Here is a 15,069-nt window from a genome sequence, read left to right on the forward strand (position 1 = left end):
AAATCCGACCTCTCCCCGCAAGCGGGGCGAGGTGAAGAGAGCGCTGGTCTCCGCTGAGTCACTTTAAAGGTATCCCCAAGACGTGGATGCCCGGCACGAGGCCGGGCATGACGCAACCATCAGACATCGGAGTGTTGTGTGAGAACAGCGCGCTCAGGCGTGCTGCTCTTCGAGCGTGGGCTCGGAGATGAGGCCCAGCGTGTGCTCGGGGTTGAGGTGCAGACCGGGGTCCATCAGCTCGCCGCGCATCAGGGCGAGCGGCGCGCTACGATAGAGCATCAGGTCGTGGAAGGGATCGGTCAGGATCTTGGTCATCCAGACGAGACCGGTCTCGACGTCGCGGATGAAGAACAGGTGCACGGTGCGGAACAGAAGACCGCCGCCGCCGATCACCAGCCAGATCTTGGCGACCTGCCGCATGAAATCGGTCGCGCTCGCCCAGGGCGTGAACAGGCCGAACAGCGTCGGATCGACGAACAACACCAGCGGCGAGGCCGCCCAGATCGCCATCAGCACCACCTTGCGCTGAAGGTTGTACCCGACCTTGATGTCTTCCTTGTACTCGTGCGTCGCCTGGTTGATATGGTCGTAATCGTGCGGCTCGAAGAAGAAGTGACCGGCCTGGCGCGAGGTCATCGAGACCAGCCAGCCGACCAGCGCCGAGATCATGGGATCGACGAACAGCCAGACGTAGGCGAAGAGAAAGCTCAGCGCGCTGACGAAGTGCAGGCTCTGATTGATGCGGCTGTGGTGATAGTAGCGATGGTCGTCCCAGCGCTGGATCCGCAGCTGCTCGAGATAATTCTTGATCATGCTCTCCCCCAAAATGCTTTCGGGTTCTGGATTTACAGGGATTCGATGTAGGCCGTGTGACATCATCATTTTGTCATGTGACGATGTGCAGCGGCGCGATGACGCACGGGTTACTCTCTCCCCTCATCCTGAGGAGCGCGGAACGCGCGTCTCGAAGGATGAAGGCCGAGCTGCATCAGCCGGGCCTTCATGGTTCGAGACGGCGCTTACGCGCCTCCTCACCATGAGGAGTGACGGTCAGGCCGCCTTGGCGACGTCGACCTTGCGGAAGCGCACCAGCGAGAAATGGCCGAGCGGCGGAATCAGGCGGCGCTCGGCGAGCTCGATGCCGTTGGCACCGGCCAGCCACTTCGTATAACGCGACCAGGCGAACTCGGCGGTCCGGAAGCCGAGCGGGCGCACCACCGGCTGGAGCCTCTGCTCGATGAAGCGGCGCATGCCGGTGTCGGCGCTGACGCGGGTCAGGATGATCAGCTCGCCGCCGGGGCGCAGCACGCGCGCGAATTCGTCGAGCGCCTTCTCCGGGTTCGGTACGGCGGTGACGACATATTGCGCCATCACCACGTCGAAGGAATTGTCGGGGAATTCGAGCTTCTCGGCGTCCATCACCGCGAGGCCCTCGACGTTCTTCAGCTTGCACTCGCTGACCCGCTGGCGCGCCTTGTCGAGCATCGCTTCCGAAATGTCGGTGCCGAAGATGCGCAGATGCGGCGCGTAGAGCGGCAGCGAGATGCCGGTGCCGACGCCGACCTCGAGCACGCGGCCCCCGATCTTGTTGGTGGCCGCGATCGCGGCCTGCCGGCCCTTGGCGAACACGCCGCCGAACACGAGATCGTAGACGGGCGCCCAGCGGTCATAGGCCTGCTCGACCGTGCCACGGGTGAGGTCGAGCTGCTGGGTGCCGTCAAGGTTCATGATCTTAGCCATCGATGAGGTTCTCGCTGTGGGTCAAACGTTGCAGATCAGCCGCGCACCGGCCGCCGCGCCATGACCGGCGAGGCGCGCAGGATGCGGCTGGGCTGAAGTGAGGTGAGATTTCCGACGAACTGACGCGCGCTGTTTTCCCAGGAACGCTCCAGCGCGAAGTTGCGGCAGGTCTCGCGCGACATGGTGAGCGCGCGCAGGCACGCGGTACGCAGATCATGGTCGATCGCGCCGATCGGGTGATCGGCGATGACGTCCTTGGGGCCTGTCACCGGAAACGCCGCCACCGGCGTGCCGCAGGCGAGCGCCTCGAGCTGCACCACACCGAACGTGTCGGTCAGGCTCGGGAAGACGAAGACATCGGCGGCGGCGAGATGCGCGGTCAGATCCGCGCCCTTCTTCTCGCCGAGGAAGACGGCATCCGGATATTTCTTTTCGAGCGCCGCCTTCTGCGGGCCGTCGCCGACGACGACCTTGGTACCGGGCAGGTCGAGCGAGAGGAACGCTTCGAGGTTCTTCTCCACCGCAACGCGGCCCATGGTCATGAAGATCGGGCCCGGCAAATCGAGCTTGGCCGGACTGTCTGGATGAAACAGCTCGGTGTTGACGCCGCGCGTCCAGAAGCCGAGCCGCTTGAAGCCGCGCTCGGAGAGCTCCTGCCGCAGCGAAGGCGTCGCCACCATTGTCATCGCGGCGGCATCGTGGAAGTGGCGCAGCACGGCATAGCCGACGGCATCAGGGATGCCGGTCCGCACCGAGACGTATTCGGGAAAGCGCGTCGTGTAGGAGGTGGTGAAGGCAAGGCGGTTGCGGCGGCAATAGGCGCGCGCGGCCCAGCCGATCGGCCCCTCGGTCGCGATGTGCAGCGCTTCCGGCGCCGCCTTCTCGATCCGCCGCGCGATCTCCTTACCGCTCGGCAGCGCGATGCGCAGGCCCGGATAGGTCGGCAGCGGCCAGGACCGAAAGCCGTCCGGGGTGAGGAAGTCGATCTCTACGTCGAGCGCCTTGGCCGCGTTCGCCAGCGAGGTCAGCGTCCGGACCACACCGTTGACCTGCGGATGCCAGGCGTCAGTCGCGATTAATACCCGCATGGGGAAATCCCGAGAGTTTGATGATTCTCGGCTTAGGACCATCAACCACGGATATTTCAGGCGTGTGACGTCACAGAAGTGTCGGCCCGCTGTTTTGTTGGTTAACGGGTCCGCGCCGCCACGAAACCGTCATGAAACAAATCCTTTCCGCCATGAAACCGTTTTCGGTTTTCCGCGCAAAGCTCCCGAAACGTTTTGTCGTTAGTGATTTGGGCAACGGAGCACCGAAACGGTGCCGCGGTGGTCAAGAAACACCGATCAAACAGGGGCGATCAATGATCAATCTGGACACGTTCAAGACGTATTCGCGCGCCGTTGCGCTCAGCGCCATCGCGATCTCCGCAATCGCATTTGCCGGTCCGGCCAAGGCTGCGCCCGTGCAGCTCTTCCCGTTCTTCCAGCCGCTGCCGCCGATGGCCGCGCCGCAGCCGTACCAGCCCTATCAGGCGACGCCTTACCAGGCCGCGCCGTCCCAGGATCAGGATGCGGTCGAGATGCCGGCCCGCTTCCGCCGCCAGACCGTCTCCTACGCGACACGCGAGGCGCCGGGCACCATCATCATCGATACGCCCAACACCTATCTCTATTACGTGCTCGGCAACGGCCAGGCCGTTCGCTACGGCATCGGCGTCGGCCGCGACGGCTTCACCTGGTCAGGCGTGCAGTCGGTGACCAAGAAGGCCGAGTGGCCGGATTGGACCCCGCCGCCGGAAATGATCGCCCGCCAGCCCTATCTGCCGCGCCACATGGCCGGCGGCCCCGGCAATCCGCTCGGCGCCCGCGCCATGTATCTCGGCGGCACCATCTACCGCATCCACGGCACCAACGCCCCCGACACGATCGGCAAGCACGTCTCGTCCGGCTGCATCCGCCTGACCAATGACGACGTCACCGACCTCTACTCCCGCGTCAACGTCGGCACCAAGGTGATCGTGCTGCCGATGACGGAACGCCGCGCGGACCTCGGCGCCGCGACGCGCTAACGCGACAGGACATTGTGACGCAAACGGCCCCGGAACCCACCGGGGCCGTTTTCGTTTGCATCATGCTCTCCGGGCGGCCTCGCCTGGAGAAGCACTGTTCGGAGGCGCGGATGCGATCACGCCTGCAGATGTCGCCCGGTCCATGGCTGCGCCCGATCGTCGGTGCCGGCGCATTGACGCTGCTCCTGTCGGCGCCCTATTCGCTCGCCCAGCAGCCGGTGAACGACGAGGCGGCCCAGCGGGCTTTCAACAATTCCTGTCGCACCTGCCACTCGGTGAAGGATGGCGACAATCGCCTCGGTCCCAATCTCAACAAGATCGTGGGACGCAAGGCCGGCTCGCTGCCGAACTACAACTACTCCCCGTCGATGAAGGACGCCGGCTTCGTCTGGGACCGGGACAAGCTGACCCGCTTCATGGTCAAGCCGGATGAGGTCGTGTCCGGCAACAAGATGCAGCCATATGGCGGCGTCTCCGCGGAGGACGCGGCCAAGGTGGTTGCTTATCTGCAGGCGACGTCGGGTTCACAGTAGCGGGCCACGGTGCACCGCTGCATTTTGGTTTGCGATGCGATTGTGGCGCATCCTTCGAGACGCCCGCCTCCGGCGGGCTCCTCAGGATGAGGGCGGAGTGCGTGGCCGCAAATCTGTCCACAGTGCTTGCACCACGTCACGGATGCCAGTTAGCCTCATCCTGAGGAGACCGCGAAGCGGTCGTCTCGAAGGATGGGGCGGGCACGATGACAGAAGGCGCGTACCTCTACATTCTCAGATGCGTCGACGGTAGCTATTACATCGGCACGACGCGTACCGAGCTTGAGCTCAGAATCGCGCAGCACAACGCCGGCACGTTCGGCGGCTATACGAAGTCACGCAGGCCCGTGACCCTGGTCTTCTCGCAATGGTTCGTCCGGATTACTGACGCGATCGAATGCGAGCGCAAACTCAAGAAATGGAGCCGCGCCAAGAAGGAAGCCTTCATGCGCGACGATTTTGCCGAGCTGCATGAATTGGCGAAGCGCGGATCTCATCATCCTTCGAGACGCCCGCCTCAGGCGGGCTCCTCAGGATGAGGGCGGAGTGCGCAGCTCGAGGTTTTCCTCGAAGGACCTGCACGAACCTACGAGGGCTGGTTAGCCTCATCCTGAGGAGCGCGCTCTCGCGCGCGTCTCGAAGGACGAGGCGTTCACACCGGAAGCCGCTTACCGCGCCCTTCGCCGCTCCGCGATCAGCCTCAGCCAGGCCGCCGAATGAAACGCGCTCATCAGCAGATACATCGGCACCATCCCACTCAGCACAGGGCCGTACCCGGCGGCACACAGCATGTCCGCCGGGCCTCCGAGCACGGCCGTCAGCACGGCCATGATCGCGAAGGTCGGCGTCGCCGCCAGAGCCAGCCATCTGGCGAGGTGGCGTGCGGCCACCACGCCATCGCGGCTCGCGCCGGCGGCCACGTTGGCGGGACTAGTCACGGCCTTCCGCGGCCTCCTCGCGAAAAGCCTTCTCGCCGGCCGTCGAGATCTCGACCCACTTCTTGTCCGGCGCGGCGCCTTCCGCGTAGCTGTCGTGCCAGTTCCACCATTTGTAGGTTGGCGTCTGCGGATAGCCCTTTGGCGAGTCCTCCCAGACCTCCTGCCGGCCGAGCGGGGTGATGTCGAGATAGTTCCAGGTGCCGCCCATCTGCTCGTCGCCGCGGCTCTTGATGAAGTAGGTGCGGAAGATGCGGTCGCCGTCGCGGTAGAACACGTTGGTGCCGTGCCATTCGTCGACGCCGAAATCGGCATCGAAACTGTCGGTGACGGTGACCCAGGGCATGGTCCAGCCCATCCGCTGCTTCAGCCTGATGATGTCGGCCTGGGGCGCGCGCGAGGCGAACACGAGCGTGGTGTCGCGGGCGTTCAGATGCGAGACATGGGCGACCTGGTCGGCCACCATGGAGCAGCCCCGGCAGGCTTGATCGGGCCAGCCGAACACGCCCGGCTCGAAGAAGGCCCGGTAGACGATCAGCTGCCGCCGGCCCTGGAACAGATCCACCAGACTGATCTTGCCGCCGGGCCCCTCGAACGCATAGATTTTGGTGACGTCCATCCACGGCATGCGCCGGCGCTCGGCGGCGAGGGCGTCGCGGGCACGGGTATGCGCCTTTTCCTTCACGAGCAGTTGCTGACGGGCGGCCTCCCAGTCCTGCGGCGACACCACCGGCGGTGTTTGCATGGCGGCCTGTCCGTTAGTCCCTGCGTTGTCTGCTGATGTCATCATGGCTCTCCATTCCTCTTGTCCGGGCGGTCATTCCGCGTCGCGCTATGACAGACGCGGAACCGCTCGCCCCTCGCCGCACATTGTCGGCCGTCAACGATTTCTGGCACCAAGCGGTTGCGCGGTGGGAGTAACAAGTGTGGCGGGATTTGAATGGAGTCGCTGATCACGGCCGCCGCGCGCGCGTTAGAGGCCGGCGATCCGCTCGGCGCGCTCAACCGCGTTGCGCTGCGCAACGATGCACCGTCGCTGGCGCTACGCGGCATCGCGATGGCGCAGCTCGGCGATCTCGCGAAAGCGAAGACGCTGCTGCGGAGTGCCGCGCGCGCGTTCGGTCCAAGAGAGGCGGTGGCGCGCGCGAGATGCGTGGTGGCCGAAGCCGAGATCGCGCTCGTCTCGCGCGACCTGAGCTGGCCGGTGAAAACGCTCGCGGCGGCCCGCGCAACGCTCGAACAGCACGGCGATCTCGCCAATGCAGCCCATGCGGGCCACATCGAGGCGCGCCGCCTCCTCCTCGTCGGGCAGCTCGACGAAGCCGAGCGCACGCTGGCCGAGCTCAGCCCCTCCCCGCTCCCGCCTGCATCGCAAGTGGTCCGCGAGCTCGTGGTCGCCGGCATCGCCATCAGACGGCTGAGAGCAAAAGATGCGCGCGCGGCGCTCAACCGCGCGGCCCACGCAGCTCGGCAGGCGAAGATCCCGGCGCTCGTGGCCGAGGTCGACAGCGCGAACCTCATCCTCGACACGCCGGCGGCGCGCCTGATCGCGCGCGGCAGCGAACACCCGTTGCTGCTCGGGGAGGTCGAGAGACTGGCGACCTCGACGGCGCTCGTCGTGGACACCTTTCATCATGCCCTGCGCAGGCAAGGCCGCATCGTATCGCTCGGAACGCGCCCGGTGCTGTTCGCGCTCGCCCGCCTCCTGGCGCAGGCATGGCCTGCCGACGTCTCGCGAGAGGCGCTGATATCAGGCGCGTTCCGGGCGAAGCACGCCGACGAATCGCATCGCGCGCGGTTGCGCGTGGAGATCGGGCGGCTCCGCACCCAGCTCAAGCCGCTGGCCGACATCAGCGCGACGAAGCAGGGTTTTGTGCTGGCGCCGCGCAAGACGCGCGACGTCCTCGTGCTGGCACGCCCCGTCGAGGAGAAGCACGCCGCTGTGCTCGCCGTCCTCTCCGACGGCGAGCCCTGGTCGAGCTCGGCGCTCGCGCTGGCGCTGGGAACAAGCGCGCGCACGGTGCAGCGGGCCCTCGACGAGCTGGCGCGGTCGAACAAGGTGCAATCGTTCGGACACGGCCGGGCGCGGCGCTGGATGACCCCGCCCGTCCCGGGTTTCCCGACAGGCTTGTTACTCCCCGGACCGCTCCTGAAGGCGTAAATTGGATCACATCACAGGGATCAAGCACATGAAGCGTTCCGCCGCCGAGATCGTCAGGGAGTACGGACCTTTCGCGGGTGTCGAGGCCGTGCATGGCGTCACCTATGACGGCACCCATGTCTGGTTCGCATCCGGCGACAAGCTGAATGCGGTCGATCCGGCCAACGGCAGGATCGCACGCTCCATCGATGTCGCCGCGCATGCGGGGACGGCATTCGACGGCCGGCACCTGTTCCAGATCGCCGAGGATCGCATCCAGAAGATCGACGCCGCGACCGGCAAGGTGATCAGCACGATTCCGGCCCCGGGCGGCGGCGGCGATTCCGGATTGGCCTGGGCGGAGGGCTCGCTGTGGGTCGGTCAGTATCGCGAGCGCAAGATCCATCAGGTCGATCCGGAAACGGGAAAGATCCTCCGCACCATCGAAAGCAAGCGCTTCGTGACCGGCGTCACCTGGGTCGACGGCGAGCTCTGGCATGGCACCTGGGAGGGCGAGGAAAGCGATTTGCGCCGGATTGATCCTGAGACCGGCAAGGTGCTGGAGCAGCTCGACCTGCCCGCCGGGACGATGGTTTCAGGATTGGAGTCCGACGGCGGCGACCGCTTCTTTTGCGGCGGCGGCGATCGCGGCAATGTGAGGGCGGTCCGCCGCCCGAGGCGCAGCTAGGTGCGCGATGACGGATGCGCGGCACCGATGCTGCCGCAGCCGTTAATCTGTTCGCCCCAATTCCACCCCACCCGTGCGCTCTAGCGCCCCCCTCGCCTGCCCTGTAGACTTCCGGACCTGGGCGGCTTGGGGGATTGATGCGACTGACGCTGAACTTGAAGACTGTCTTGATCGCCGTGGCGGTGCTCGCGGCGTCGTTTTTCGTCAGCCTGAAGGCGATGGACTGGCTGTCGCCGCGCGCGGCGACGACTGCGCCGCCGGTCGCACAATTGCCGCCGCTGCCGCAGGTCGCGAAGAGCTCGATCGTGGTGGCGCCGGTTGCGATCGCGATATCGGCGATCCGTGAACAGGCCGAGAAAGCCGCGCCGCGCAATTTCGCCGGCAAGGCCGACAACCCGATTTCGCAGATCCTGGAGAATGCCGACATCGGCTGGTCCGCCGTGCGCGGGCCGATGGCGGCTGCCGGCGACAAGGACGTGCTGACGATCTCGACGCCGCTCAACGGCAAGCTCAACGTGACGGGCTCGCTGTCGTCGAAAGCCACCGGCGCGCTTGGCGACGCGCTGGGCAGCGTGCTCGGCGGTGACGCAGCGAAACGGATCGGCGCGGTCAACATCAAGAATTTGAACGCCAGCGCCGAGATCAAGGGCAACGTGGTCGTCACCTCGCGCCCGAAGCTCGCGGCCAACTGGCATCTCGAGCCAAATCTCGGCGCCCAGGTCAATCTCGGCGACACGAACCTCAACGTCTCCGGCGCCAAGGTCAACGTGCCGGCGCAGGTGAAGCCGCTGATCGACAAGAATGTCGGCGAGCAGATCAACATCGTCTCCGAGCGCATCCGCAACGATCCCTCGCTGCGCGACAATGCGAAGCTGCAATGGGCCAAGGCCTGCCGCTCGATCCCGCTGCAGGGCTCGGGCTCCTCGGCCGCGCTGCCGCCGCTCTGGCTCGAGATGAAACCGACCCGTGCCATCGCGGCGCAGCCGCGCGTCGACGCGCAGAACGTGACGCTGCTGCTCGGCCTCGAGCTCGAGACGCGCGTAACCTCGACGTCGACCAAGCCGGACTGTCCCTTCCCCGACAAGATCTCGATCGTGCCCCCGACCGGCACCGGCGTGAACATCGGCGTGCCGATCGACGTGCCCTTCACCGAGATCAACAAGCTGATCGCGGCGCAGATGGTCGGCCACACCTATCCCGAGGACGGCTCCGGTCCGGTCGACGTCACCGTGAAAGGCGTCAACGTGGTGCCGTCGGGCGATCGTCTCCTGATCTCGCTGCTGGTGCGCGCCAACGAAAAGAAGAGCTGGCTCGGTCTCGGCGCCGAAGCGACCGTGCACATCTGGGGCCGACCGATGCTCGACCAGGCGCAGCAGACGCTGCGGCTCGCCGACATCCAGCTCGCGGTGGAATCCGAGGCCGCCTTCGGCCTGCTCGGCGCGGCCGCACGCGCGGTGGTGCCGCAGATGCAGCAGGCCTTGGTGCAGAAAGCGACGCTCGATCTGAAGCCAATCGCCGCCAATGCGCGCGAGAAGATCGCGGCCGCGATCGCCGACTACCAGAAGAGCGAGGATGGCCTCAAGGTCGACGCCAAGATCGACAGCCTGACCCTCGCCGACATCGCCTTCGATTCCAAGACGCTGCGCATCGTCGCCGAAGCCGGCGGCTCGCTGAACGTCTACGTGACGAAGCTGTCGGGGATGTAGCGCGTCTTCACTCGCCGGACCCGCGCGCGTCGCTTGCGCCGCTGGCATTCTCGTCGGAGGATGCTAAGCTGTTTCTCGCAACCTCGAACGAGGTGCTGACAGCACTGCAGGGGACAACGCGAGGACAACATGGAAGCCGGCATGGTCACGCCTGCGCCGGCGCTGGTGCGCTTTTCCGGCATTCAGAAGACCTACGATGGCGAGCACCTCGTGGTGAAGAACCTCGATCTCGAAATCAGGAAGGGCGAGTTCGTCACCCTGCTCGGTCCGTCGGGCTCGGGCAAGACGACCACGCTGATGATGCTGGCCGGCTTCGAGGTTCCAACCCATGGCGAAATCTACCTCGCCGAACGGCCGATCAAGAACGTGCCGCCGCATAAGCGCGACATCGGCATGGTGTTCCAGAACTATGCCTTGTTCCCGCACCTGACGATCGCGGAGAATATCGCCTTCCCGCTATCCGTTCGCAACACGGCCAAGGCCGAGGCGCAGGAACGCGTCAACGCGGCGTTGCGCATGATCAAGATGGAAACCCTGGCGCACCGGCGGCCCGGGCAGCTGTCCGGCGGTCAGCAGCAGCGCGTGGCGCTGGCCCGCGCGCTGGTTTTCAATCCGCAGCTCGTGCTGATGGACGAGCCCCTGGGGGCCCTCGACAAGCGCCTGCGGGAGCAGATGCAACTGGAGATCAAGCAGCTGCACGAGACGATGGGCATCACCGTCGTCTACGTCACCCACGATCAGAGCGAAGCGCTCACCATGTCGGATCGCATCGCCGTGTTCAACGACGGCATCGTGCAGCAGATCGACCGGCCCGACGCGCTGTATGAGCATCCGGTGAACAGCTTCGTCGCTCACTTCATCGGTGAGAACAACGTGCTGTCCGGCACCGTCGAGACGGTCGAGAAGGACTATTGCCGCGTCACGCTGGCTGGTGGCGGCGCCGTGACCGCACGGGCGGTCAATGTATCGGGCGCGGACGCATCGACCTCCCTGTCGGTGCGGCCGGAGCGGATCGCCATCATCCCGGACGGCACCTCCAGCGAGGGACCGAACCGGCTGCCGGCCAAGGTGCAGAACACCATCTATCGCGGCGACCACGCGCTGGCCGTGCTCGATGTCGCCGGCAACGGGGAGTTCATGGTTAAGCTTCAGCCGGGGACGCATGACGGATTGAGACATGGCAATCTAAGATCTGGTGAAAGCGTATTCATCACCTTCCGTCCCGAGGACTGCCTGGCCCTCGATCCCGTCTGATCCGGACCGGCATCGATCAACCTCAACGCAACGCAGATGAAGAAGGAACAAGGACCATGCTGAAGCGCAAGACTGGCAAGATTGCTCTGGGGTTCGCCGTGGCGTTCAGCGCCAGCGCCGCGCTGGCCACGGTCGCGCAGGCGCGTAACCTCACCGTCGTATCGTGGGGCGGCGCCTATCAGGATGCCCAGAAGAAGGTCTATTTCGAGCCGTTCAAGAAGGCAGCCGGCGTCGCGATGAACGACGAGTCCTGGGACGGCGGCGTCGGCGTGTTGCGCGCCAAGGTGCAGGGTGGTGCCGCCACCTGGGACCTCGTCCAGGTCGAGAGCGACGAACTCGCGGTCGGCTGCGAGGAAGGCCTGTTCGAGAAGATGGATTATTCCAAAATCGGCGGCGAGGCCGCCTATATCCCGCCGTCGGTCAATCCCTGCGGCGTCGGCGCCATCCTTTACGATTTCGTTCTCGGCTACGACAAGGACAAGCTGAAGGACGCCCCCAACGGCTGGGCCGACTTCTTCGACACCAAAAAGATTCCGGGCAAGCGCGCCTTGCGTCACGGCGTCGCACCGAAGGACGTCTACAAGGTGCTGGCGACCGACGAGGGCGTCGAGCGCGCGTTCAAGAAGCTGGACACCATCAAGGGCGACATCGTCTGGTGGAAGGCCGGCGCCCAGCCGCCGCAATTGCTCGCCTCCGGCGAGGTGGCGATGACCTCGGTCTACAATGGCCGCATCGACACCGCGAACAAGAACGACAAGAAGAATTTTGGCATCGTATGGGACGGAGCGCTCTTCACCCTCGACAGCTGGGTCATCCTGAAGGGCAGCCCGAACAAGGACGCGGCCTACAAGTTCCTGGACTTCGCGGGCAAGGCGGAGAACCAGTCAAAGCTGTCGCAGAACATCGCCTATGGCACCTCGAACAAGGACGCAGCCGCCCTGCTCGCGCCCGCCGTTCTCAAGGACCTGCCGACAGCGCCTGACAACATCAAGAACGCGGTTGAGATCAATGTTGGCTTCTGGCTCGAGAACATCGACCGCCTGACCGAGCGCTTCAACAAATGGGCCGCGAAGTAACGCGCCCTGCAAGGCTCGACCAATGACGGATGCGCTCCTGACCGGCGCCAATGCGTCGACCGAGGTGCCGCTCAAGCGCCGATTGAGGCGTGCGGAGCGGACACGACAGGTCAAGGCATTGGCGCTGGTGCTGCCACTTCTCGTCTTCCTGCTCTTCACCTTCGCGGGCCCGATCGCCGGCATGCTGTGGCGCGCGGTCGATGACCGCGAGGTGCGTCAGGTTCTGCCGCAAACCATCGCTGCTCTCGCCGACTGGGACGGCAAGGACCTGCCGGACGAAAAGGCCTTTACGGCGCTGGCAAGCGACATCCTGGCGGCGCGCGCCTCCGGCGCCATCGCCATCGCGGCCAAGCGGCTCAACTACGCCCTGAACGGTTTTCGTACGATCCTGGCCAGCACGGCACGCAATCTGAAGGCGGCGCCGGAACCCGGCACCGCCAGGGAGACACTGGGCAAGATCAATCCGGCCTGGCGCGAACGGGCCACCTGGACGACGATCAAGGATGCCAGTGGCCCGGTGACCGGCTTCTATCTGCTGGCGGCGCTCGACCTGACGCGGAACGTCGATGGTGCGGTCGTCGCGGCCGCATCAGACCAGGCGATCTACCGCAACGTCTTCGCCCGCACCTTCCTCATCAGCTTCAGCGTCACGGTACTCTGCCTGATCCTCGGCTTCCCGGTCGCGTACCTACTGGCAACGCTGCCGCCGGGCCGGTCGAACCTGCTGATGATCTTCGTCCTGCTGCCGTTCTGGACGTCGCTTCTGGTCCGCACCTGCGCCTGGATCGTCTTGTTGCAGAGCAAGGGCGTCGTGAACGACAGCCTGCACTGGCTTGGCATCATCGACGAGCCGTTGCGGCTGATCTACAACCGCTTCGGTGCCTGCGTGGCCATGACCCACGTTCTCCTGCCGTTCATGATCCTGCCGCTGTACAGCAGCATGAAAGCGATCTCGCCTGCGTACATGCGTGCCGCCGCCTCGCTCGGTGCGCCACCGACCACTGCCTTCCTGCGGATCTACCTGCCTCAGACCCTGCCCGGCATCGGCGCGGGAAGCCTGCTCGTCTTCATCCTGGCGCTCGGCTACTACATCACGCCGGCCCTCGTCGGCGGCGCCGCCGATCAGATGATCAGCTACTTCATCGCGCTCTACACGACCGAGACGGCCAATTGGGGCCTTGCTTCGGCGTTGGGTGCGGTGCTGCTGCTGGCCACTCTTCTGCTCGCTCTCGTTTACGGCAAGCTGGTGCAGGGACAGCAAGTCACGGGAGGGATGAAGAATTGAGCGATCATTCTTCCCTCCGCACGCCCAGCCAGCGCATCGCGTGGACCGCGACCATCATCATCTCCACGCTGGTGTTCATCTTCCTGATCGCGCCGATCCTTGCGATCATGCCGCTGTCCTTCAGCTCGGGCTCGTACCTCACCTATCCGCTGCCGGGCCTCTCCCTGCGCTGGTACGACGACTTCATCAATTCGCCTCGCTGGATGAATTCGCTGAAGAACAGCATGATTATCGGCGTCGCCTCGACCCTGCTGTCCATGGTGCTTGGCACACTGGCCGCGCTGGGGCTGGCGCAGTGGAAGAGCCGGTTCAAACCGCTCGTGCTGGCTTTCGTGCTGTCGCCGGTCGTCGTGCCCGGCGTCATCACCGCGGTCGGTCTTTATTTCTTCTTCGCGCCGATCGGACTGACCGGCAGTTATCTCGGCTTGATCCTGGCCCACACCGCGCTGGCGACGCCCTTTGTGGTGATCACGGTCGGCGCGACGCTGCAAAGCTTCGACACCAATCTGGCACGCGCCGCCGCCTCGCTTGGCGCCTCGCCGCTTTATGCGTTCCGCCGCGTGATCCTGCCGCTGATCCTGCCCGGCCTGGCCTCGGGTGCGCTCTTCGCCTTCGCGACCAGCTTCGACGAGGTGGTGATCGTGCTGTTCATGGCAGGCCCGGAGCAGCGCACGCTGCCGCGCGAGATGTTCAGCGGCATTCGCGAGAACATCAGTCCGACCATCACGGCAGCGGCGGTGATCTTGACGACGGTATCGGTCATCCTCCTCGCGACCCTGGAAGGCTTGCGCCGACCTAACGAACGGCTCAAGGGCAGCAGCGCCTGAAAGGCGTCTTTCTTCCTTCTCCCCTTGTGGGAGAAGACGTTTTTGAAAACCCCATTAAACTCTTTGAATTTACAAGGGAATTTTTCAGGCAGGGTTTTTCATGTATCCTTGTGTGTATCCTATTCTGACGTGAAGCGAGAAGGCTCCAGCGTGCGCAGGGACGCGCGCCACGGGGCGTCCCTGCGGGGTCTGTCGATGACGCCCGAGACGGTCTGCACCCGCTTCTGTTACGATCACCAGATGATGCGACCAATGGCCGAGACGATCGTGCTGGCGCTGTTGATGCTCGCGATGATCGGCGCAGCGCAGGCGCAACAGCGCACGATCTACGACGCTTCCGGCAGGGTAGCCATTCGGTCGGCGATCGACAGCCAGGGCACGGTCATCAACTACGACAGAAGTGGCCGGGTCATCAGCCGGGAGACGACGACCGGCAACACGACGACGATCTATGATGCGGGCGGTCGCAACGTCGCAAGGTTCACAACGAACCGACAATAAGGCACACCGTGATGCTGACCATGCGGATGATCGGCGTGCGGGACGAGTGCGGAAGTGCTCGGCTTCAAGGGGCGAGCGCCATAAACGTTCGTATAGGTCCGTCATCCCTTACGTTAATTGAGCCGCTGATCGCGATCGTCTTAGCTGGGGGTATGCGGTAGCCACCTCGCTATCGCTGCCCTCCTTGGGCGTTTCCTCCCTAGACTTGGGCCGCTTGTGGCAACGCAGGCGGCCTTTTCTTTTGAGATAAAATGGCGGCAACATGAAGCGGCCGACCGATGACCAAATCCTCACCGCGCTGTGCTGTGTCCGA

At 64.9% G+C, this 15,069-nt stretch carries 16 protein-coding genes; 11 read left to right on the top strand and 5 right to left on the bottom strand.

All coding sequences use genetic code 11. The features are described from left to right. Positions 1-153: 153 nt before the first annotated feature. The 3 genes from J4G43_RS39285 to J4G43_RS39295 all read right to left on the bottom strand — a co-directional run bounded on the left by J4G43_RS39285 (position 154) and on the right by J4G43_RS39295 (position 2,828). The gene (locus tag J4G43_RS39285) at positions 154-813 is read right to left on the bottom strand and encodes a hypothetical protein (protein WP_208088216.1); all 660 of its coding nucleotides are present in this window, start codon (positions 811-813) and stop codon (positions 154-156) included. Between the two features lie 237 nt (positions 814-1,050). After that, positions 1,051-1,740 carry a class I SAM-dependent methyltransferase gene (locus tag J4G43_RS39290; RefSeq protein ID WP_208088217.1) on the bottom strand — a complete coding sequence of 230 codons (690 nt, stop codon included), beginning with the start codon at positions 1,738-1,740 and terminating at the stop codon, positions 1,051-1,053. A gap of 35 nt (positions 1,741-1,775) precedes the next feature. After that, the gene (locus tag J4G43_RS39295; protein WP_085405124.1) at positions 1,776-2,828 is read right to left on the bottom strand and encodes a glycosyltransferase family 4 protein; all 1,053 of its coding nucleotides are present in this window, start codon (positions 2,826-2,828) and stop codon (positions 1,776-1,778) included. A 275-nt stretch (positions 2,829-3,103) separates the two neighbouring features. Between J4G43_RS39295 and J4G43_RS39300 the strand changes: the two genes are divergently transcribed. From J4G43_RS39300 to J4G43_RS39310, 3 genes are all read left to right on the top strand, one after another. Continuing rightward, positions 3,104-3,811: a L,D-transpeptidase gene (locus tag J4G43_RS39300; protein WP_208088218.1), complete on the top strand. Its 708-nt coding sequence runs from the start codon at positions 3,104-3,106 to the stop codon at positions 3,809-3,811. A 110-nt stretch (positions 3,812-3,921) separates the two neighbouring features. Further along, positions 3,922-4,344: a c-type cytochrome gene (locus tag J4G43_RS39305; protein ID WP_208088219.1), complete on the top strand. Its 423-nt coding sequence runs from the start codon at positions 3,922-3,924 to the stop codon at positions 4,342-4,344. Between the two features lie 206 nt (positions 4,345-4,550). Next, positions 4,551-4,883, top strand: a complete 333-nt coding sequence (locus J4G43_RS39310; RefSeq protein ID WP_208088220.1) for a GIY-YIG nuclease family protein — start codon at positions 4,551-4,553, stop codon at positions 4,881-4,883. Between the two features lie 129 nt (positions 4,884-5,012). Here J4G43_RS39310 and J4G43_RS39315 read toward each other — a convergent pair whose 3' ends face one another. Together J4G43_RS39315 and J4G43_RS39320 are read right to left on the bottom strand one after the other, a co-directional pair. After that, positions 5,013-5,282 carry a hypothetical protein gene (locus J4G43_RS39315; RefSeq protein ID WP_208088221.1) on the bottom strand — a complete coding sequence of 90 codons (270 nt, stop codon included), beginning with the start codon at positions 5,280-5,282 and terminating at the stop codon, positions 5,013-5,015. Then, positions 5,275-6,069: a DUF899 domain-containing protein gene (locus tag J4G43_RS39320; protein ID WP_208088222.1), complete on the bottom strand. Its 795-nt coding sequence runs from the start codon at positions 6,067-6,069 to the stop codon at positions 5,275-5,277. Before J4G43_RS39320 ends, J4G43_RS39315 begins: the two co-directional genes overlap by 8 nt. Before the next feature lie 150 nt (positions 6,070-6,219). Here J4G43_RS39320 and J4G43_RS39325 point away from each other — a divergent pair, with 150 nt between their 5' ends. The 8 genes from J4G43_RS39325 to J4G43_RS39360 all read left to right on the top strand — a co-directional run bounded on the left by J4G43_RS39325 (position 6,220) and on the right by J4G43_RS39360 (position 14,756). Beyond that, the gene (locus J4G43_RS39325; RefSeq protein WP_014492918.1) at positions 6,220-7,440 is read left to right on the top strand and encodes a hypothetical protein; all 1,221 of its coding nucleotides are present in this window, start codon (positions 6,220-6,222) and stop codon (positions 7,438-7,440) included. Between the two features lie 28 nt (positions 7,441-7,468). Then, positions 7,469-8,107 carry a Vgb family protein gene (locus J4G43_RS39330; protein ID WP_085405315.1) on the top strand — a complete coding sequence of 213 codons (639 nt, stop codon included), beginning with the start codon at positions 7,469-7,471 and terminating at the stop codon, positions 8,105-8,107. Between the two features lie 137 nt (positions 8,108-8,244). Continuing rightward, positions 8,245-9,813, top strand: coding sequence for a DUF4403 family protein (locus J4G43_RS39335; protein ID WP_208088223.1), 1,569 nt, complete (start codon positions 8,245-8,247; stop codon positions 9,811-9,813). Between the two features lie 129 nt (positions 9,814-9,942). Next, positions 9,943-11,067: an ABC transporter ATP-binding protein gene (locus tag J4G43_RS39340; RefSeq protein WP_208088224.1), complete on the top strand. Its 1,125-nt coding sequence runs from the start codon at positions 9,943-9,945 to the stop codon at positions 11,065-11,067. Between the two features lie 56 nt (positions 11,068-11,123). Continuing rightward, on the top strand, positions 11,124-12,143 hold the full coding sequence (locus J4G43_RS39345; protein WP_208088225.1) for an ABC transporter substrate-binding protein: 1,020 nt from the start codon (positions 11,124-11,126) through the stop codon (positions 12,141-12,143). Between the two features lie 22 nt (positions 12,144-12,165). Further along, a complete protein-coding gene (locus tag J4G43_RS39350) occupies positions 12,166-13,428 on the top strand; it encodes an ABC transporter permease (protein WP_208088226.1) in 1,263 nt (420 codons plus the stop codon). Then, positions 13,425-14,255 carry an ABC transporter permease gene (locus tag J4G43_RS39355; RefSeq protein ID WP_208088227.1) on the top strand — a complete coding sequence of 277 codons (831 nt, stop codon included), beginning with the start codon at positions 13,425-13,427 and terminating at the stop codon, positions 14,253-14,255. Before J4G43_RS39350 ends, J4G43_RS39355 begins: the two co-directional genes overlap by 4 nt. Before the next feature lie 252 nt (positions 14,256-14,507). Then, complete coding sequence (locus tag J4G43_RS39360) at positions 14,508-14,756, top strand: hypothetical protein (RefSeq protein WP_208088228.1); 249 nt, start codon at positions 14,508-14,510, stop codon at positions 14,754-14,756. Positions 14,757-15,069: the final 313 nt, after the last annotated feature.

Source organism: Bradyrhizobium barranii subsp. barranii (genome assembly GCF_017565645.3).
Classification (GTDB): Bacteria; Pseudomonadota; Alphaproteobacteria; order Rhizobiales; family Xanthobacteraceae; genus Bradyrhizobium; species Bradyrhizobium barranii.

Bases quoted from the DNA above. Each gene is read 5' to 3' on its own strand.
- J4G43_RS39285 (WP_208088216.1), bottom strand. From the start codon at position 813: ATGATCAAGAATTATCTCGAGCAGCTGCGGATCCAGCGCTGGGACGAC.
- J4G43_RS39290 (WP_208088217.1), bottom strand. From the start codon at position 1,740: ATGGCTAAGATCATGAACCTTGACGGCACCCAGCAGCTCGACCTCACC.
- J4G43_RS39295 (WP_085405124.1), bottom strand. From the start codon at position 2,828: ATGCGGGTATTAATCGCGACTGACGCCTGGCATCCGCAGGTCAACGGT.
- J4G43_RS39300 (WP_208088218.1), top strand. From the start codon at position 3,104: ATGATCAATCTGGACACGTTCAAGACGTATTCGCGCGCCGTTGCGCTC.
- J4G43_RS39305 (WP_208088219.1), top strand. From the start codon at position 3,922: ATGCGATCACGCCTGCAGATGTCGCCCGGTCCATGGCTGCGCCCGATC.
- J4G43_RS39310 (WP_208088220.1), top strand. From the start codon at position 4,551: ATGACAGAAGGCGCGTACCTCTACATTCTCAGATGCGTCGACGGTAGC.
- J4G43_RS39320 (WP_208088222.1), bottom strand. From the start codon at position 6,069: ATGATGACATCAGCAGACAACGCAGGGACTAACGGACAGGCCGCCATG.
- J4G43_RS39325 (WP_014492918.1), top strand. From the start codon at position 6,220: ATGGAGTCGCTGATCACGGCCGCCGCGCGCGCGTTAGAGGCCGGCGAT.
- J4G43_RS39330 (WP_085405315.1), top strand. From the start codon at position 7,469: ATGAAGCGTTCCGCCGCCGAGATCGTCAGGGAGTACGGACCTTTCGCG.
- J4G43_RS39335 (WP_208088223.1), top strand. From the start codon at position 8,245: ATGCGACTGACGCTGAACTTGAAGACTGTCTTGATCGCCGTGGCGGTG.
- J4G43_RS39340 (WP_208088224.1), top strand. From the start codon at position 9,943: ATGGAAGCCGGCATGGTCACGCCTGCGCCGGCGCTGGTGCGCTTTTCC.
- J4G43_RS39345 (WP_208088225.1), top strand. From the start codon at position 11,124: ATGCTGAAGCGCAAGACTGGCAAGATTGCTCTGGGGTTCGCCGTGGCG.
- J4G43_RS39350 (WP_208088226.1), top strand. From the start codon at position 12,166: ATGACGGATGCGCTCCTGACCGGCGCCAATGCGTCGACCGAGGTGCCG.
- J4G43_RS39360 (WP_208088228.1), top strand. From the start codon at position 14,508: ATGGCCGAGACGATCGTGCTGGCGCTGTTGATGCTCGCGATGATCGGC.